The organism is Mycobacterium fragae, from assembly GCF_002102185.1.
Classification (GTDB): domain Bacteria; phylum Actinomycetota; class Actinomycetes; order Mycobacteriales; family Mycobacteriaceae; genus Mycobacterium; species Mycobacterium fragae.
Map to the genome: position 1 here is coordinate 30,415 of NZ_LQOW01000026.1, position 18,292 is coordinate 48,706.

18 protein-coding genes are annotated in these 18,292 nt (G+C 67.4%); 11 read left to right on the plus strand and 7 right to left on the minus strand.

Annotated elements, in window-relative coordinates; all coding sequences use genetic code 11:
• The first annotated feature begins 22 nt into the window (after positions 1-22).
• Positions 23-787 carry an alpha/beta fold hydrolase gene (locus AWC06_RS14515; RefSeq protein WP_085199014.1) on the plus strand — a complete coding sequence of 255 codons (765 nt, stop codon included), beginning with the start codon at positions 23-25 and terminating at the stop codon, positions 785-787.
• On the opposite strand, the gene AWC06_RS14520 is transcribed toward AWC06_RS14515, so the two are convergent.
• Entirely contained in the window at positions 767-1,669 is a 903-nt protein-coding gene (locus AWC06_RS14520; protein WP_085198702.1) for an HhH-GPD family protein, read from the minus strand. The two genes, AWC06_RS14515 and AWC06_RS14520, sit on opposite strands and share 21 nt — an antisense overlap.
• On the opposite strand from AWC06_RS14520, the gene AWC06_RS14525 reads away from it, so the two are divergent.
• Positions 1,668-2,291 (plus strand): carbonic anhydrase, encoded by a 624-nt coding sequence (locus AWC06_RS14525; RefSeq protein ID WP_085199015.1) that lies wholly within the window; start codon positions 1,668-1,670, stop codon positions 2,289-2,291. The two genes, AWC06_RS14520 and AWC06_RS14525, sit on opposite strands and share 2 nt — an antisense overlap.
• Here AWC06_RS14525 and AWC06_RS14530 read toward each other — a convergent pair.
• Positions 2,288-2,953, minus strand: coding sequence for a response regulator (locus AWC06_RS14530; RefSeq protein ID WP_085198703.1), 666 nt, complete (start codon positions 2,951-2,953; stop codon positions 2,288-2,290). The genes AWC06_RS14525 and AWC06_RS14530 overlap by 4 nt on opposite strands.
• Before the next feature lies 1 nt (position 2,954).
• On the minus strand, positions 2,955-4,151 hold the full coding sequence (locus tag AWC06_RS14535; RefSeq protein ID WP_085198704.1) for a sensor histidine kinase: 1,197 nt from the start codon (positions 4,149-4,151) through the stop codon (positions 2,955-2,957).
• A 554-nt stretch (positions 4,152-4,705) separates the two neighbouring features.
• Between AWC06_RS14535 and AWC06_RS14540 the strand changes: the two genes are divergently transcribed.
• From AWC06_RS14540 to AWC06_RS14550, 3 genes are read left to right on the plus strand one after another with little or no spacing between them, the layout of a single operon-like run.
• A complete protein-coding gene (locus AWC06_RS14540; protein ID WP_139820070.1) occupies positions 4,706-5,047 on the plus strand; it encodes a hypothetical protein in 342 nt (113 codons plus the stop codon).
• The gene (locus AWC06_RS14545; RefSeq protein WP_085198705.1) at positions 5,040-7,895 is read left to right on the plus strand and encodes an MMPL/RND family transporter; all 2,856 of its coding nucleotides are present in this window, start codon (positions 5,040-5,042) and stop codon (positions 7,893-7,895) included. The genes AWC06_RS14540 and AWC06_RS14545 overlap by 8 nt, the downstream gene beginning before the upstream one ends.
• A gap of 20 nt (positions 7,896-7,915) precedes the next feature.
• Entirely contained in the window at positions 7,916-8,719 is an 804-nt protein-coding gene (locus AWC06_RS14550) for a hypothetical protein (protein ID WP_169715358.1), read from the plus strand.
• Here the strand turns inward: AWC06_RS14550 and disA are convergent.
• From disA to AWC06_RS14565, 3 genes are read right to left on the minus strand one after another with little or no spacing between them, the layout of a single operon-like run.
• Positions 8,716-9,816, minus strand: a complete 1,101-nt coding sequence (gene disA, locus AWC06_RS14555; RefSeq protein ID WP_085198706.1) for a DNA integrity scanning diadenylate cyclase DisA — start codon at positions 9,814-9,816, stop codon at positions 8,716-8,718. The genes AWC06_RS14550 and disA overlap by 4 nt on opposite strands.
• Before the next feature lie 2 nt (positions 9,817-9,818).
• Positions 9,819-11,234, minus strand: coding sequence for a DNA repair protein RadA (gene radA / locus AWC06_RS14560; protein ID WP_085198707.1), 1,416 nt, complete (start codon positions 11,232-11,234; stop codon positions 9,819-9,821).
• A gap of 32 nt (positions 11,235-11,266) precedes the next feature.
• A complete protein-coding gene (locus tag AWC06_RS14565; protein WP_085198708.1) occupies positions 11,267-11,854 on the minus strand; it encodes a copper chaperone PCu(A)C domain-containing protein in 588 nt (195 codons plus the stop codon).
• Positions 11,855-12,126: 272 nt separating this feature from the next.
• Here AWC06_RS14565 and carD point away from each other — a divergent pair, with 272 nt between their 5' ends.
• Genes carD through AWC06_RS14595 form a run of 6 tightly spaced genes read left to right on the plus strand, consistent with a single transcriptional unit; the run spans position 12,127 to position 17,041 of the window.
• Positions 12,127-12,615, plus strand: a complete 489-nt coding sequence (gene carD, locus AWC06_RS14570) for an RNA polymerase-binding transcription factor CarD (RefSeq protein ID WP_085198709.1) — start codon at positions 12,127-12,129, stop codon at positions 12,613-12,615.
• A 23-nt stretch (positions 12,616-12,638) separates the two neighbouring features.
• A complete protein-coding gene (gene ispD, locus AWC06_RS14575) occupies positions 12,639-13,313 on the plus strand; it encodes a 2-C-methyl-D-erythritol 4-phosphate cytidylyltransferase (protein ID WP_085198710.1) in 675 nt (224 codons plus the stop codon).
• Complete coding sequence (gene ispF / locus AWC06_RS14580; RefSeq protein ID WP_085198711.1) at positions 13,310-13,786, plus strand: 2-C-methyl-D-erythritol 2,4-cyclodiphosphate synthase; 477 nt, start codon at positions 13,310-13,312, stop codon at positions 13,784-13,786. Before ispD ends, ispF begins: the two co-directional genes overlap by 4 nt.
• 22 nt (positions 13,787-13,808) lie before the next feature.
• Positions 13,809-15,221 (plus strand): cysteine--tRNA ligase, encoded by a 1,413-nt coding sequence (cysS, locus tag AWC06_RS14585; protein WP_085198712.1) that lies wholly within the window; start codon positions 13,809-13,811, stop codon positions 15,219-15,221.
• Positions 15,211-16,143 carry a 23S rRNA (guanosine(2251)-2'-O)-methyltransferase RlmB gene (rlmB, locus tag AWC06_RS14590; RefSeq protein WP_085198713.1) on the plus strand — a complete coding sequence of 311 codons (933 nt, stop codon included), beginning with the start codon at positions 15,211-15,213 and terminating at the stop codon, positions 16,141-16,143. Before cysS ends, rlmB begins: the two co-directional genes overlap by 11 nt.
• Before the next feature lie 7 nt (positions 16,144-16,150).
• Complete coding sequence (locus AWC06_RS14595; protein WP_085198714.1) at positions 16,151-17,041, plus strand: glycerophosphodiester phosphodiesterase family protein; 891 nt, start codon at positions 16,151-16,153, stop codon at positions 17,039-17,041.
• Here the strand turns inward: AWC06_RS14595 and AWC06_RS14600 are convergent.
• Entirely contained in the window at positions 17,038-18,279 is a 1,242-nt protein-coding gene (locus AWC06_RS14600; RefSeq protein WP_085198715.1) for an SLC13 family permease, read from the minus strand. The genes AWC06_RS14595 and AWC06_RS14600 overlap by 4 nt on opposite strands.
• Between the last annotated feature and the right edge of the window lie 13 nt (positions 18,280-18,292).

The following is an 18,292-nucleotide window of genomic DNA, read 5'->3' on the forward strand; positions in this document are numbered from 1 at the left end:
CCGCTAGGCTACCGTGCCGGTCGTGCCCGACGATCTGCTGACCCATCGCGGTGGGCGCGGCGAACCGCTGGTACTGACGCATGGACTGATGGGTCGGGGCAGCACCTGGTCGCGGCAGCTGCCGTGGCTGGCCCGGCTGGGAAGCGTCTACACCTATGACGCGCCCTGGCACCGCGGTCGCGACGTCGCCGACCCCTACCCGATCAGCACCGAACGGTTTGTGGCCGACCTCGGTGACGCGGTAACCGCCCTGGGCAGGCCGGCGCGGCTGGTCGGGCATTCCATGGGCGCGATGCACTCCTGGTGTCTGGCCGCAGAACGCCCCGAACTCGTTTCGGCACTGGTAGTCGAGGACATGGCACCGGACTTCCGCGGTCGCACCACCGGCCCGTGGGAGCCGTGGCTACACCAGTTGCCGGTCGAATTCCATTCTGCCGAACAGGTATTCGGCGAATTCGGTCCAGTCGCAGGACGCTATTTCCTGGAGGCGTTCGACCGGACACCGACGGGCTGGCGGCTGCACGGTCACACCTCACGCTGGATCGAGATCGCGGCCGAGTGGGGCACCCGCGCCTACTGGGACCAGTGGAGGGCGGTACGGGTGCCGGCGCTACTCATCGAGGCAGGCAACTCGGTGACGCCCGCTGGCCAGATGCAGGCGATGCATGAAAAGGGCTATCAGACAACATATTTGCGAGTACCTGAAGCGGGGCATCTGGTTCACGACGAGGCGCCGGAGGTATACCGCGAGGCGGTGGAGTCGTTCTTAACGATGTTCGCCCACTAACGCGAACCTGCCGTCAGATGTCCGGGTCACCAGGCCGTCGGCGAGCAGCGAATCCAGTGCCCGCTCGCGCTGGCTGGTATCCGTCAGCCAGGCCAGGTCCAACTGCGCCCGGGTGACCGGAGTATCGCTGTCCCGCAGTACATCTAGCAGCCGGCCGCGCACCTGGCGGTCGGTTCCGGCGTACGGTTGCGGGCGGCGCGCCGGGCCTGACGCCGGGGGATAGCCCGCCAGCCGCCACCGACACGCGGTAAGCGGGCACAGCCCGCACCGCGGCGCTCGCGCGGTGCACACCGTCGCGCCCAGCTCCATCAGCGCCGCCGAAAACCTGTGCGCTGATCCGTCGTTGGGCAGCAGCGCCGAAACGTCGGCATGGTCGCGGACCGTCGAGGACGCACCGGCGTCGGCGCGACCGTGCACCGCCCTGGCCACGACTCGGCGAACGTTGGTGTCCACCACCGGCACCGGCTGGCGGTAGGCGAAGCACGCCACCGCCCGCGCGGTGTAGCTGCCGACGCCGGGCAGCGTCAGCAGCGTGCCGACGTCGTCGGGAACGACGTCGGCATGGTCGCGGGCGATCACCGTGGCGCACTCGTGCAGGCGTTTGGCCCGCCGCGGATAGCCCAGCTTGCCCCATGCCCGCAGCACATCGGCCGCGCTGGCCGCCGCCGTCGCCGAGGCCGTCGGCCACCGCAGCACCCACTCGCGCCAGATCGGCAGTACCCGGGCCACCGGCGTCTGTTGCAGCATGAATTCGCTGACCAGGATCTGCCACGGGGTGACGCCCGGGTCGCGCCACGGCAGGTCGCGACGCGACCTGTCGTACCAGTCGAGGAGTTCGGCCGGTGAGAGGTTCATCCCCGGGTACGGCAGAATGTGCGCCATGCCCAATACCAGTCCGATAACCGCGTGGAAGGCACTCAAAGAGGGTAACGGGCGGTTCGTCGCCGGCCGGCCCGAGCATCCCAGCCAGAGCATCGAACATCGGGCGAAACTGGCCGAGGGGCAAAAGCCCACCGCGGTGGTGTTCGGCTGCGGGGACAGCAGGGTGGCCGCCGAGATCATCTTCGATCAGGGTCTGGGCGACATGTTCGTGGTCCGGACGGCCGGGCACGTCATCGACTCCGCCGTGCTGGGCTCGATCGAGTTCGGGGTGACGGTGCTCGAGGTGCCGTTGATCGTGGTCCTGGGCCATGACAGCTGCGGTGCGGTCAAGGCGACGCTGGCGGCGCTCGACGAGGGGGTGCTGCCCGGAGGGTATGTGCGTGACGTGGTCGAGCGGGTGACGCCGTCGATCTTGCTGGGCCGCCGCGAGGGGTTGACCCGCGTCGACGAGTTCGAGGCGCGCCATGTGGCCGAGACTGGATCGCAGCTGCTAGGGCGTTCGGCGGCGATCGCCGAACGGGTGGAGGCCGGGTCGCTGGCGATCGTGGGCGTCACCTATCACCTCGCCGACGGTCGCGCGGTGTTGCGCAATCAGATCGGCGACGTCGGGGAGCAGTTTTAGGTTCCGTATCGCGGTGTGACGACGCCGTGGTCGTAGGCGTAGACGATCGCCGCGGCCCGGTCGCGCAGGTCCAGCTTGACGAAGATGCGACCGACATGGCTTTTCACCGTCAGCTCGGAAATGCAGAGTTCGTCGGCGATTTCGGCGTTCGAGCAGCCCTGCCCGATCAGCCTGAGCACGTCGCGCTCGCGTGCCGTCAGCTCTGCCACGGTGTCGGAACGGTGTTCGCCGGCCGCCCGGCGGTAGGTGCTCAGCACCCGTGCGGTGACCGCGGGGTCGAGGTAGCTGTCGCCCTGGGCAACCGCCCGCACCGCGCGGATCAGCTCCTCGGCAGATGAGTCCTTGAGCACGAATCCAGACGCGCCGGCGCGCAGCACGCTGGACAGCAACTCGTCATCGTCGAATGTGGTCAGCGCCAGCACCGGCGGCGAGCCTGCAGCAGCAAGCTTGCGAGTGGCTTCGATGCCGTCGACCCGTTTCATCCGCAGATCCATTACCACCACATCAGGATGGTGTTCGGCCACCGCGGCCGGAACCTCGTCGCCGTCAGCGCATTCCGCGACGACAGTGAATCCGTCTTTGCGGCGAAGAATCCGGCGCAGTCCGGATCGGACCAGGTCCTGGTCGTCGACCAGCAGCACGCTGATATCAGGGATGCCCATGTCAGTGTGCACACCGCCGCGACGGCGGACTCGAATCGGTGAGCGGAATTTCGGCCCGCACCGACCACCCTTCGCTGCATGGGCCGGCGTCGATCGCGCCGCCGAGCAGCTCGACCCGTTGACGCATGCCCGCCAGCCCCCTGCCATCCCGTGACACCGCGCCGACTGCGACCGGCGTTTCGTTGACGATGGACAAAAGCGCCGCGGACGGCGAAATCGCCAGTCTCACAGTTGCTTTGGAGGCAGGAGCGTGTTTGGCGATATTGGCCAGCGATTCCTGGGTGATGCGGTATAGGGCCAGCCCGACCGCCGCCGATACCTGGTCGTGTCGGCCTTCCGTGTGGAGTGTGACCGGCAGCCCCGCCTGGACGAAGTCGTCGATCAGGTCGCTGATATCGGCGATGGCGGGTTCTGGAGCGATTTTCGCCGGACCGACCTCCAGCAGCCCGACAGTTCGCCGGATGTCGGTCATAGCCTGGCGGCCCAGCCGCTCGGCGTCGGTCAGCGCGTTGACCGCATCGTCGACATCGCCGTCTTCTTGTAACGCGTGCCGCGCCCCGGTCACATGCAACAAGGTGACGGAAAGCGAATGCGCGATGACGTCGTGCACCTCACGGGCGATTCGGCGCCGCTCGTCGGCCGCCGCGTGTTCGGCCAGGTGCGTCTGCATCTCCTGTTGCCTGACGATCAACTGTGCCTGTGTCCGCATCAGGTATCCGATCAGCCAGCCCACCGCGACGACGCTCAGATACAGGGCCAGCCCGTCCATGCGGTGCGCCGCCGACGCCGTTGCCAACAGCGCCACCGCCGAACCGAAGGCAAGCGACGCCCACACCACGCCGGCCAGGGCCGCAACGCATCCCACCATCATCACCAAAAGCAGCGGAGAGAAATCGCTCGTGACGGGTGTCGACGTGGCGAACAGCAGGATGACGGCGGCCGTGAACGAGGTCACCCAGACCAAGCCCGGGCTGTATTTGACTCCCGACACGAAGACCAACAGCAACGGCGAAATCCCAACCAGTGCCGCGATCCCGCATGCCGCCAAGTCGGATTCGGGCCGCTGCAGCGTCGAACCGATCAAGACGAACACGGTGACAGAGTCGGTCGCGATGCCGAAGGACCAGGAAAACCCCGGCGGTATCAGCTCACTGCGCTCGCTGATCCGAGCGCGCACATAGTCGACCACGTGCATCATCGACCCATCCTAGAAGGGTTCGACACGGTGCACATCCTGCCGTGGGCGGACCACGACTGCGACCGTAGTAGGACATCGAAAAGGGAACCGCGGCACGACGACGCACGCGTGGAATGTCCTTAGCGTCGTTGACATGCCGTGGACGCACCTGCACAAGCGGACCTTGATGGCCGAGGTAATCGATCGCGCCGCCGAAAACCTTGATGCAAACGGCCATTGCTGCGAGATCGACTGATCGAGGAGGCACCCAAATGGCGGTCATACCAGTCACACGAACCAAGACATACGAGAATGAAGTGGTTTCCGAACCGCTTGTACCGCTCGTCGACATTCGGATACCGCCGGCGCCGGAAGCCATCGCCGAAGAGGACAGCGGTGGAAGCCAAGCCGCCGCACGGCCAACTCTCAGGATTTCGCCGCTTGATCTCCGCGCGCCGCGACACTATCCAGCGCGCTTGGGTTTTCTGGAACCCGCTGCGACGGAACGAGCAATAGATCCGAGTTTTCGGGTAACCAGAAGCGCCGCGACGCCGATAACGACCGCAGTGGCGAAAATGTCCAATCCACGCCTGCTGATGCTCGCCGTCGGGCTCTTGCTGCTGATCGGTGGTCTGTTCGCACTGCGGTACCCCGTCTTTCTCGGCGACTTCGACCAGTGGGGCTTCCAAATCAATTGCGGCAGTGGGCTCGGCAGCGCTTTCAGCCAGGCCATGCTCGCGGACTCGGCCGGAACCCATTTCGCCGATCGATGCGACACTGCCATAGCGGTGCGTCGTGCCTGGAGCATCCCTTTGGCGGTGGCCGGAGGGCTATTCCTCAGCGCACTGCTGATCAGCCCGTCGCGAGCCCGTTCGGTCCGCATGCGGGCCCAGCGCGACGAGCAGACAGTTGCCTGACGTACTCATTCCCGCCGCCCGGTTCATCAGCCGTCACGCCGCAACGATCGTGATCGGGTGGGTCGTCGTGGCTGGGCTGGCCAATGTGCTGGTGCCGCAACTGGAGCGGGTGGTCGCCTCGCACTCCCGGTCCTTCATGCCGATGACCGCGGCAAGCTCGACCGCGTCCACGCGGTCGGCCGAGTTGTTCGGCATCGCACCAAGCAACAACATCAATTATGTTGTGCTGGAACGTGATCAACCGCTAAAGCCCGCCGACCGCCGTTATTACGACGCGCTGGTGTCCGCGTTGCGGGCCGACAACACGCACGTCAACGCGATCACCGACCTGTGGGCGATGCCGCTCACCGAATCCGCCGCAAAGAGCCGTGACGGCCATGCGGTCAACGTGATGCTGCGGCTGTCGGGGATGCTGGGTACCTCGGCAGCCGCCGACTCGGTCGCCGCCGTCCGCCGGACAGCCGCCCGGCTGGCGCCACCGGCGGGGTTGCATGTCTACGTCACCGGGCCGGGTGCCACCATCTCCGACGAGTTCGCCGCGATCGACCGGCAGATGCTGTTGATCACCGCGGCGACGATCGCGGTGATCCTGGTGTTGTTGCTGATCGTCTACCGCTCGCCGGTCGCCGCGGCCATTCCGCTGATCTCGGTTGGCCTGGCGCTGGCCGTCGCCCGGCCGATCGTGGCCTTGTTGGGGGTGCACGGCCTCGTCGAAGTGTCGTTGTTTTCGGTGGCGCTGATCGCGGCAATGCTGCTCGGCGCGGGAACCGATTACGCGATCTTCTTGATCGGTCGCTACCACGAGGGCCGCCGAAGCGGAATCGACTCGGCGGCCGCGCTGCAGCGGGCGTACCGCGGGGTCGCACCGGTCATCGTGGGTTCCGCGCTGACCATGGCGGTGGCGCTTGCCTGCCTCAACCTGGCCAAGGTCGGTATGTTCCGAAGCGTCGGAATGCCGTGTGCGATAGGCATTTTGACCGGCATGCTGGCGGCTCTTACGCTGACTCCGGCGTTGATCGGTTTGGCCGGGCGGCGTGGCTTGCTGGAACCCGGGGGATCGATTGTCGCGCGCCGCTGGCGGCGTATCGGGGTGATCGTCGCGCGCTGGCCCGGCCCGGTTCTGGTGGCCAGCGGCCTACTCGTCCTCGTCCTGGCGTTGCCGCTGGCCGGCCTGCGGCCGGGCTGGGACGAACCGGCGGCCACTCCCGCGGGCACCGATTCCAGTCGCGGTTATCAGGCGATGGACCGGCACTTTCCGGCGAACCAGCTGTTTCCCGATGTGGTGACCGTCGGCGCTGACCACGATCTGCGCAACCCGGAGGGTTTGATTGCCATCGAGCGAATCACCAGCCAGATCATGGCGATACCGGGTGTGCGGATGGTGCAGTCGGCCAGCCGACCGTCTGGCACTGTGCCCGAGGAGGCAACCCTGAGCCACCAGGCGGGACTGCTTGGCAAGCAGTTGGGCGCCGGTATCGATTCACTGATCGAGCGGGTTGCGCGGGTGGGCGACCTGGATGCCATGTTGTCGCGGATGGGGGCGACGCTGGACCAGATGAGCCGCGGATTGGCCGGCAGTGCGGCCGGTCTACGCGAAATCGGCTCGGGCGCTGACGATATGCGTGCCGGCATGGACGGTCTGCAGACCAGTGTTACCACTGTGTCGACGTACCTGGACCCGCTGCGGCGCTTCGTCAAGGACACTGGGGACTGCCCGGCGAACCCGATCTGCTCGGCCGTGCAGCGGGTTGTGGAACCCGTCGACAGTGTCGTCCGCAGCTCTGGCGAATTATCCAGCGGCGCAGTCAAACTGACGTCAGGGTCGGGCGCTGCGACGACAGGCTTGGCAGGGTTGCCGCAGACTCTGCAGTCGATGCGCGACGTGCTCGGTCAGGCGCGTGCGGCGACCGGCGAGCTGCGAAACAGCGTGAGCGCGCTGGGTCCGCAAGTGCGCCAACTCACCGACTACCTGTCCGAACTCGACACCAGTTTCCGCGGCAGTGGTGGCGGCGGCTTCTACCTGCCCTCGCGCGCGTTGTCGGACCCGAGGTACGTCGAAGCGCTGAAAGACTTGATGTCTGCCGACGGGCGGGCGACCTACCTGCTGGTGTTCGGCGACCGGCAGGAGTGGGGCGCCGACGGCGCTCGGCGTACCGAACAGGTCCGGACCGCGGTGGCCGAAGCGACGAAGGAGGGCACGCTGACCCCCACCGGGGTTGATCTGGCCGGGGTCGGGCCGGTGACCAGCGATCTGGAGGTCTTCGTCGCGCACGACTTCAAGTTGCTTGTGGCAGCGACCCTGGCGCTGATCTTCCTGATCGTCGCGGTGATGCTGCGCAGCCCGGTGGCGGCCGCGGTGGTGATGGGCACCGTGATCGTCTCCTACGCCTCGGCGGTGGCCGTCAGCGGCTTGGTGTGCGGACACCTGCTCGGCCAGGAAATGCACTGGGCCGTCGCACCGATCTCGTTCATCGCGCTGGTGGCCGTCGGCGCCGACTACAACCTGTTGCTGGCGATGCGGATTCGGGAAGAGGCCCGCGCGGGCATCGGGATCGGCATCGTGCGTGCCTTCGCCGGCACGGGTGGGGTGGTGACCACGGCCGGGATTGTCTTCGGGATAACGATGTTCGCCCTGATGGCGAGCACCGTGCAGCCCGTCGCGCAGACCGGTCTGACGGTTGGGATCGGACTGCTGCTGGACACCCTGATCGTCCGCACTTTCTTGACGCCGTCGCTGGTGGCGCTGCTGGGACGCTGGTTCTGGTGGCCTCGCATGGTCGTGGAGCGGGTCACCGTCCGCCGGACCAGCCTCGCGACACGCCGAGAATGGTCGGACGCCTTGCGGTGACCTGGGCTTACGGTGTGAACGTGCTGGATCTGGAACCGCATGGCCCGTTGCCGCCGGAGATTTACTGGCGACGCAGGGGGTTAGCACTGGGCATTGCGGTACTCGTGATCGGAATTGTGGTCGCGATCATCGTGGCTGTGTTGAGCGGCAGCGCCGGTGCCAACACCGCCAACCCCGCCGCCACCAACAAGCCCGGCGCGCCGCCCGCGAAGTCACCCATTGTGCAGCCGCAGGTCGAGAAGCCGGTTACGCCGCCGAGCGCGCAGAATCAGGCCCCGACAGAGACCGCGACGGCCGCGGTACAGCCACCGCCGGTGCTCAAGGAAGGCGACGACTGCCCCGACTCCACGTTGGCGGTGAAGGGGCTGACCAACGCGCCGCAGTACGTCATCGGTGACCAGCCGAAATTCACCATGGTCGTAACCAACATCGGGTTGGTCGCCTGCAAGCGTGACGTCGGGGCCGCGGTGCTGGCCGCCTACGTCTACTCGCTGGACAACAAGCGGCTGTGGTCCAACCTGGACTGCGCGCCCTCCAACGAAACCCTGGTCAAGACGTTCGCGCCCGGCGAGCAGGTGACAACCGCGGTGACCTGGACCGGCATGGGGTCGGCGCCGCACTGTCCGCTGCCGCGCCAACCGATCGGACCCGGCACCTACAACCTCGTCGTGCAGCTCGGCAACCTGCGATCCGCAGCAGTCCCATTCATCCTGGCGCCATCCCCGCCGCCGGGCGCCCCGCCGGCGCCGGGCGCACCCCAGCCTGGAGCGCCGGGCCCCGCACAAACCGGCCCGCCGCCCGGTCCGCCGGCACCCGGCGGCTAACTGATCGTCGACTCGGCCAGGTGCGACAGGCCCTCCCGCACCTGCCTGGCCCATATGGCGCCGATCCCTTCGACCGCCTCCAGGTCGCCGGCGCTGGCCGCCAGCAGGCCCTGCAGCGAGCCGAACTCCCGCACCAGCCGATCGACGTGGGCGAACTGCAACCGCGGGATACCGGACATCGCCCGATAGCCGCGCGGACTCATCGCCGAATCCTGGGCTTCTGCCGTCGACGGGTATCCGAAAACCTTTGCCAGAGCGGTGAAGTCGAGGAGCTCGGTGTCGGATAGCGCATCCAGCTCGTCGAGCGTGGCCGCAACCTCGGCCTTGGACAGCGGCTCGGGGTTGGCGTGGTAGTCGCGCACGATCAACTCCCGCGCTGTGTCATTGCCGCCGAGCAGCTCCTCGAGCTGCAGCCGCAACTGTCGTCCATCGGTGCCCAGTTCGACGACTTCGTAGTCGATCACCAGACCGATCCGGCGGACCAGCTCGAGTCGCTGCACCACTGTCATCACGTCACGCAGCGTGACGAAATCCTCGATCTCGGCGGCCGAGAGTTGCCGGCTGACCTCGTCGAGCCGGATTTTGTAGCGTTCGAGCGTCGCGATGGCCTGGTTGGCCCGCGACAGGATGGTGGCCGAGTCGGCCAGCACGTGGCGTTCCCCCGCGACGTAGACGGTCACGATGTTCATCGAATGGCTGACCGAGATCACCGGATAGCCGGTCTGGATAGCGGCCCGCTCGGCCGAGCGGTGCCGGGTCCCGGACTCGTCGGTGGGTATCGACGGGTCGGGCACCAGCTGCACGTTGGCCCGCAGGATCCGGCTGCCGTCGGTGGACAGCACCACGGCGCCGTCCATCTTCGACAGCTCGCGCAGCCTCGTCGGGGCATACCGGACATCCAGGGAGAAGCCGCCGTCGCAGATGGCTTCCACACTGTCGTCGTGACCGAGCACGATCAGCGCACCTGTCCGGCCGCGCAGAATGCGCTCCAGGCCGTCGCGCAGCGCAGTGCCCGGCGCCAGCCGCGCCACGGCCTCACGCAAGGTGGGACGCGGCGCCGGAGCTGCTCCGTTGGTCGCTGCTTTGCCCGCTGCCATCGCTAGTCATTGTGCCTGTGGGGCGCCACCTCCAGTGCGTTTACCACGAAAGATGTGTTGCTGCGGTGCTCGGCGATGTCCAGCATGTGCTCGAGCGCCGTGACGATGGTGGGCGCCTCGAGCGCATGCAACCCCACCGGCAGCGCCCCGCAGCCCGGCGGGATCAGCGCGGTGGTGAACCCTTGCCGGGCTGCTTCGGCCAGTCGGCGGTCCATCCCACTGACCCTGCGCAGATCGCCGGCCAAACCGACTTCGCCGATCATCACCGCGGTGGCCGGCAGCGGCAGGTTGACGTACGCGGATGTCAACGCGATGGCCACCGCCAGGTCCGAGGATGGATCGGTCAACCGCATGCCTCCGACGGTGGACAAGTACACGTCGTTGGCCGCGACCTTCAGGCCGGCGTGTTTTTCCAGTACCGCAGCGATCATCGCCGCGCGGGCATGGTCAATGCCGCTGACGGCCCGTCGTGGTGAGCCGCCCGATGGTGTTGCCAGCAGTGCCTGGACTTCGCCGACCAGCGGCCGCTTGCCGTCGAGGCTCACCGTGATGGCGGTGCCCGGAACCGGGTCGGCCCGCTGGTCGAGGAAGAGCCCAGACGGGTCGGTCACACCTTCGATTCCGTTGTCCTGCAAGAGAAAACAGCCGACCTCGTCGGCCGCTCCGAAACGGTTCTTCACACCACGGACCATGCGCAGCAGCGAGTTGTGGTCGCCTTCGAAATGCAGCACCACGTCGACAAGGTGTTCCAGCGAACGGGGCCCGGCGATGGTGCCGTCCTTGGTGACATGCCCGACGAGGATCAGTGCCACGCCGCTGGCCTTCGCCGCGGCGGTGAGCGCGGTGGTGACTGCGCGCACCTGGGTGACTCCGCCGGCGGTGCCGTCGGCCTCGGTGGTCGACATGGTCTGCACCGAGTCCACGACGACCAGCGTGGGCTGCACCACGTCGATGTGGTTGAGCACGGCGTGCAGGTCGGCCTCGGCGGCCAGGTACAGCTCGTGATGGCTGCAGCCGGTGCGGTCGGCGCGCATCCGGATCTGGCCCCGCGACTCCTCGCCGGACACATACAGCGCGCGCCGGCCGGACTGCGCCCATTCGTGGGCGACCTTGAGCAGCAGCGTGGACTTGCCCACTCCCGGATCGCCGGCCAGCAGGGTCACCGAGCCGGGCAACACCCCGCCGCCCAGCACGCGGTCGAGTTCTGCGACTCCGGTCGGGCAGTGCCGGGCGCCGCGCGGCTCAATGGAACTGATCGGCACCGCAGCCGGCGACGCGACCACCGAGAGCCGAGCCTTGCCGCGAAGCGCAACCTCGTCGACGCTGCCCCAGCTGCCGCACTCCAGGCAGCGTCCCACCCACTTGGCGGTGACATGGCGGCACTCCGAGCAGCGGTACTGCGAACGTGCTTTGGTCACCCGGCGACGGTATCCGCCGGGTACGACAGATCTCAGGAATGTTCGACGGGGGCCGGCGCCTCCGTCTGCCGCGGGGCCAGCCCCGCAGAAATCGGCACCGCCAGGCTGGCGCGGCCGGCCTTCTCGAAATCGAAGGTGAAGTTGTAATTCAGGCCGTTGCTGATCGGCTTCGTCAGCGCCACTGTGGCCTTGGCGTTTGCGGCGGCCTCGACGGCCTCCAGAGCCTTTTTGTCCTGACCGTGCGGAGTCCCGACGAACAGCGTGCCACCGGCGGGCAACCGGGAATCGCCGGTCACCGTCACCGTGCCGATGTCGCTCGTGATGCCGACCAGTCTGTCGGGGACGTCAGGCGACAGGTTGGCGGCCACCAGCACCAGCTCCACGGGCTTGCCCGGCCGCAGGAAGTCACCGGTCTGCGTGGCCTGAATGTGGACGTTGCGCAGTGCCACGTTCTTGATCGTCGTCGAGCTGCCGTCGACGGCCGACGCCTGGATGGCGGTCTGCGAGATCTGACCGGTACCGCACCCGGTGAGAGCGAGCGCGCCGACCAAGCCACCCGCCGCCAGCGCGGCGACCGCCGTCGAGAGCCGGATCGAGTGGCGGTTCTCGAAGCGATTCACTCACAGCCTCCTGCTCGGCGCGCGCGGTTCGACTATGCACAGTAGTAGGTCGGCCCCGCGGGCGGTAGCTGAGGCCGCAGGAGAGGGGCTCAGCGCGGCGCAGTAGGATCTTCGAGTGCCCTGCGCCGGGTTCCCAAAAGATCGCTGCCAAGCACGATTTCGCCACTCTGTCAACCCCCATTCTTCACGTGCGGTGCCCCTGACCTGCACCGTTGCCTCGCACGTGTCGGGGCGCCGTGTTAGCATGGAGAAACGAAAGGGGCTCTAAACAGATGATTTTTAAGGTCGGAGACACCGTTGTCTATCCACACCACGGTGCTGCGTTGATCGAGGCGATCGAAACCCGGACCATCAAAGGGGAACAAAAGGAATATCTCGTCTTGAAGGTGGCGCAGGGAGACCTGACGGTACGGGTGCCCGTCGAGAACGCCGAGTACGTGGGCGTACGCGATGTCGTCGGCCAGGAAGGTCTCGACAAGGTGTTCCAGGTGTTGCGGGCGCCGCACACCGAAGAGCCCACCAACTGGTCCCGCCGCTACAAGGCCAACCTCGAAAAACTCGCCTCCGGTGACGTCAACAAGGTCGCCGAGGTAGTGCGTGACTTGTGGCGCCGTGACCAGGAGCGTGGCCTGTCCGCCGGAGAGAAGCGGATGCTGGCCAAGGCCCGGCAGATTCTGGTCGGGGAGCTGGCGCTGGCCGAAAGCACCGACGACGCCAAGGCGGAGACCATTCTCGACGAGGTTCTGGCCGCCGCATCCTGAATCCCTGAGGCACGGGGGCCGGGGTGACTAGCACGGTCGCGGTAGTCCCGGCCGCTGGCTCGGGGGAGCGATTGGCCGCCGGCGTTCCCAAGGCGTTTTTTCATCTCGATGGCCGCACGCTGGTCGAACGCGCCGTCAGCGGCCTGCTGCAGTCCGGTGTCGTCGACCGCGTCGTGGTGGCGGTGCCGACCGACCGCACCGACCAGGCGAAGCTGATCCTCGGGCATGACGCGACCGTCGTGGCCGGCGGGGCTACCCGCAGCGAGTCGGTTGGGAACGCCTTGATGGCGGCCGGACACCCCGATTTCGTGCTGGTGCATGACGCGGCACGGGCGCTGACGCCGCCCGAGCTGGTCGTGCGGGTGGTCGGGGCGCTACGGGCCGGGCATTCTGCCGTCGTGCCCGTACTCCCGGTGTCCGACACCATCAAGGCCGTCGACGCCAACGGCGTGGTCCTGGGTACCCCCGAGCGGGTCGGCCTGCGAGCGGTGCAGACCCCGCAGGGCTTCGCGACCGAACTACTGCTGCGCGCCTACCAGCGGGCGGGTCAGCTCGGTGGTGCCGATTTCACCGACGACGCGTCCATGGTCGAGAACATCGGCGGCCAGGTGCAGGTGGTCGACGGCGACCCGCTGGCGTTCAAGATCACCACTCGCTTGGACCTGTTGTTGGCGGAAGCGATCGTGAGCCGGGCATGACCAACCGGATCGGCCTGGGCACCGATGTGCATGCAATAGAACGCGGTAGGCCCTGCTGGCTGCTGGGCCTGCTGTTCCCCGACGTCGACGGGTGCGCCGGGCACTCCGATGGCGACGTGGCCGTGCATGCGCTGTGCGACGCGTTGCTGTCGGCGACTGGGCTGGGCGATATCGGCGACGTGTTCGGCGTCGACGACCCCCGCTGGCGCGGCGTGAGCGGGGCCGACATGCTGCGCCACGTCACAGACCTGGTCGCAGGCCAGGGCTATCACGTCGGAAATGCGGCGGTGCAAGTCATCGCCAACGGCCCTAAGATCGGCCCGCGCCGTGCCGAGGCGCAGGAATTGCTTTCCGGCTTACTCGGGGCGCCGGTATCGGTGTCGGCCACCACGTCCGACGGGTTGGGCCTGACCGGGCGCGGCGAAGGCCGCGCCGCCATCGCCACGGCGCTGGTGGTGCGAACTTCCAGCTAGAGCCCCGGTAAGCTGGCACGTCGTGACCGATCGCGCCAAGCTGCGGCTACACGACACGGCAACCGGTGCCGTGCGTGATTTCGTTCCGCTGCGGCCCGGGCATGTCTCCATTTACTTGTGCGGCGCCACCGTGCAAGGTTTGCCGCACATCGGTCATGTGCGCAGCGGGGTGGCCTTCGACATCCTGCGTCGTTGGCTGATGGCGCGGGGCTGCGACGTCGCGTTCATCCGCAACGTCACCGACATCGACGACAAAATCCTCAACAAGGCCGCCGCCGCGGGCCGGCCGTGGTGGGAATGGGCGGCCACCTACGAGCGTGCGTTCACCGCCGCTTACGACGCGCTCGGCGTCTTGCCGCCGTCGGCCGAGCCGCGGGCCACCGGTCACATCACCCAGATGGTCGAGCTGATCGAGCGGTTGATCGAATCCGGCAACGCCTATACCGGTTGCGGCGACGTCTACTTCGACGTGCTGAGTTTCCCCGAGTACGGCCAGCTCTCCGGGCACAAGATCGACGACGTGCATCAAGGTGAGGGCGTCGCTACCGGCAAGCGTGATCAGCGGGACTTCACGCTGTGGAAGGGCGCGAAACCCGGGGAGCCGTCATGGCCCACGCCATGGGGGCGCGGGCGTCCCGGCTGGCACACCGAATGCGTGGCAATGGCTCGCGAGTATCTGGGTGCTGAGTTCGACATCCATTGCGGCGGAATGGATTTGGTATTCCCGCATCACGAGAACGAGATTGCTCAAAGCCACGCGGCCGGCGACAAGTTCGCCCGGTACTGGTTGCACAACGGCTGGGTCACCATGGGCGGCGAGAAGATGAGCAAGTCGCTGGGCAACGTGTTGTCGATTCCGGCGATGTTGCAGCGGGTCCGTCCCGCCGAGTTGCGTTACTACCTGGGCAGCGCGCATTACCGCTCGATGCTGGAGTTCTCCGAGGCCGCGTTGCAGGACGCGGTCAACGCGTACGTCGGGATCGAGGACTTTCTGCATCGGGTGCGCAACCGGGTGGGCGCCGTTGAACCCGGGCAGTGGACGCAGCGGTTCGCCGCCGCCCTCGACGACGACCTGGCGGTGCCGGTCGCGCTCGCGGAGGTGCATCATGCGCGGGCGGACGGCAACCGGGCGCTCGACACCGGCGACCACGAGGGCGCGCTGGCTCAGGCGGCCGCTATCCGCACCATGATGGGCATTCTCGGCTGCGACCCGCTCGACGAGCGCTGGGAGTCCCACGACGAGACCTCGGCCGCGCTGGCGGCCGTCGACGTGCTGGTGCGTGCCGAGCTGCAACGGCGTGAGCGGGCGCGCGAGCAGCGCGACTGGAAGCTCGCCGACGAGATCCGGGATCGGCTCAAAGATGCCGGTATCGAGGTCACCGACACCGCCGACGGCCCGCAGTGGTCGCTCGGAATCCAAGCGGATGGCCGGTAATTCGCGCCGGCGAGGGGCCGTGCGCAAACCTGGCACCAAGAAGGGACCGACCGTCGGCTCCGGCGGCCAACGCCGCCGCGGGCTCGAAGGCCGCGGCGCTACTCCGCCCGCGCACATGCGGCCCCATCATCCGGCAGCCAAGCGGCTCAAGGCGCAACCGCGCCGGCCCGCTAAACGCACTGGCGACGAGGCCGAGACGGTGCTGGGCCGTAACCCAGTACTGGAATGCCTGCGCGCAGGGGTTCCCGCAACCGCGCTCTACGTCGCGCTCGGGGCACAGGCCGACGAGCGACTCGCCGAATCCGTAACGCTGGCAGCCGATTCCGGGATCGCGATCCTCGAAGTTCCGCGCACCGACCTGGACCGGATGACCACCAATGGCCTGCATCAAGGGATCGCTTTACAGGTGCCGCCCTACCAGTATGCCCACCCCGACGACCTGCTCGCCGCCGCCATGGACGCCCCGCCCGCGCTGCTTGTCGCGCTGGACAACATCTCCGATCCGCGAAACCTGGGCGCGATTGTGCGGTCGGTGGCGGCGTTCGCCGGTCACGGGGTGTTGATTCCGCAGCGACGCTCCGCCTCGGTGACGGCGGTGGCCTGGCGGACCAGCGCGGGCGCGGCAGCCCGGATTCCCATCGCCCGGGCTACCAATCTGACTCGGACACTGAAGGATTGGGCTGATCGCGGTTTGCAACTTGTCGGGCTGGATGCCGACGGTGACACCGTCCTCGACGACCTGGACGGCACCGATCCCCTTGTGGTGGTGGTCGGTTCGGAAGGCAAGGGCCTTTCGCGGCTGGTGCGCAAGAACTGCGACGCGGTCGTATCGATTCCGATGGCCGCGCCCGCCGAATCGCTGAACGCGTCGGTGGCAGCGGGCGTGGTGCTCGCCGAAATCGCCCGCCAGCGCAGGCGTTAACGCGGCGATGTCTTCTCGGCTGCGAGTCCTTGTGCTGGCGGCTGTTGTTCTTCTCAGCACTCCGATCCAGGCGGCTGCGCAGCAACCCGGCTTCGACGTGGTGGCCCATCGCGGTGGCGCCACTGCACTCGAAATCGGGGTCAGCACCTTGGAATTCGACATCGGCATCACCAAGGACCGTCAACCGGTGGTATGGCACGACCAGGACCTGCAGCTGCAAAAGTGCGCCGACGTCGGGCCCGCGGAACCCGCCGACCCGCAATATCCGTACGTGGGAAAGCTCGTGCACGACCTCACTTTGGCGCAAATCCGCACGCTTGACTGCGGCGAGCGGATCGCGACCCTTCCGGAGATTTTCGCGCTCACCGACTCGTATCGGGCCGACGTGCGCTACGACATCGAAACCAAAGTGGATCCCGAGCAGCCGTCTGCCACGGCCAGTCCGCAGGAGTTCCTCGACGTGATACTGGCGGCCGCCCGAACGGCCGGCAAGACCGACCGCGTCGAAATACAAAGCTTCGACTGGCGAATACTGCGGATGGTTCGTCAGGCGGAACCGTCCATTCCGGTGGTGGCGCTGTGGAACGAGGAGACGTGGCGACCGGATTCGCCGTGGCTGGCCGGAATCAACCCTGCCGTCGTCGCCGATCCCGTGGTCGCCGCCACCCTCGTCGGTGCCAGCATGCTGTCGCCCGTCTACACATTGGCCGACCCCGCCCTCATCAACCGGGCACATGCATTGGGGCTCAAGGTCATTCCGTGGACGATCAACGATGCCGCCACCATGCGCACCCAGATCGTCGCCGGCGCCGACGGCATCATCACCGACGATCCGGCAACGTTGCGGGCCGTGATGGCCGAACTCGGCATGCCGTTGCCGCCGGCATACCGCCGCTAAATGCCGAGCAGGCGTACACCGGCCCACAACGCCAGCACCGCAGCCACCAGCGCCGCGGGCACCGTGCACAGGCCGAGCCTGGTGTATTCGCCGATGCTGGCCGGAACGCTGTAGCGGCGTAATACCCGACGCCACAACAGATTCGACAACGAGCCCACGTAGGTCAGGTTGGGGCCGATGTTCACCCCGATCAGCACCGCCAGGATCGCCGGCGGCCCGCTTCCCGCCACTAACGGCAGCAACACCAGCGTCGCGGGTAAATTGTTGACGACATTCGCTAGAACGGCGGCGACCACGGCGATACCCAGCAGCGCGGTCAGCCCGGAACCGGACGGCAACACCGTGCCCATCCGATCACCCAGCCCGTTGCGCATGACGGCCTGCACCACGACGCCCAGCGCCAGCACGAACACCAAGAACGGCACGTTCACCGCCCGTACGATCTCCACGACCGAGGTGTGCCGACGGCCCAGGCTGCGCACCGCCATCACCGACGCGCCGGCCAGCGCCGCCCACGCCGGAGCCACACCCGCCGCCTCGGCGATCGCGAACCCGCCTAGCGTCAGCGCCACCACCACCAAGGCGAACACCGGCACTTGCGGCGGCGGCCCGAGCTGGCCGCAATCCGGCTCCACATTGAGATCACGGCGGAAAAACCAGCGGAAGACCACATAGACGGCGGCCACCGCGGCCAGCCACGGCAGCGCCATCACCAATGTGAACTTGAAAAACGACAAGTCCGCGAGGTGGAAGGCCAGCAGGTTGGTCAGGTTGGACACCGGAAGCAGCAGTGAGGCGGCGTTGGCCAGGTGCGCCGTCGCATAGGCGTGCGGACGCACCGGCGCCCGCAGCCACCGGACCGTGGTCAACACCACGGGTGTCAGCAGCACAACGGTGGCATCCAGGCTCAGCACCGCGGTGATGGTGGCGGCGACGACGAACACCTGCCGCAGCAGGCGCTGTGAGCCGACATGGACACGCGCCAACGCCGCCCCGGCGGCCTCGAAAACGCCTTCGTCGTCGCACATCTTGGCCAGCACGAGCACCGCGCCCAGAAATGCGACCACCCTCGAAAGCCCGGCAACCTCCTGGGCCGCCTGGTGGACGGAGATCGCGCCGATCGCTATCAGAAAGGCAGCCGCCGGAACCGCAGCGAACGCCTCCGGCCATCCCCGTGGCCGCGCCACTGCAAATCCAAGAACGACGGCAAGCAGCAGCAGGCTGACGATCAGGGGCAAGGTACTCGGCCGT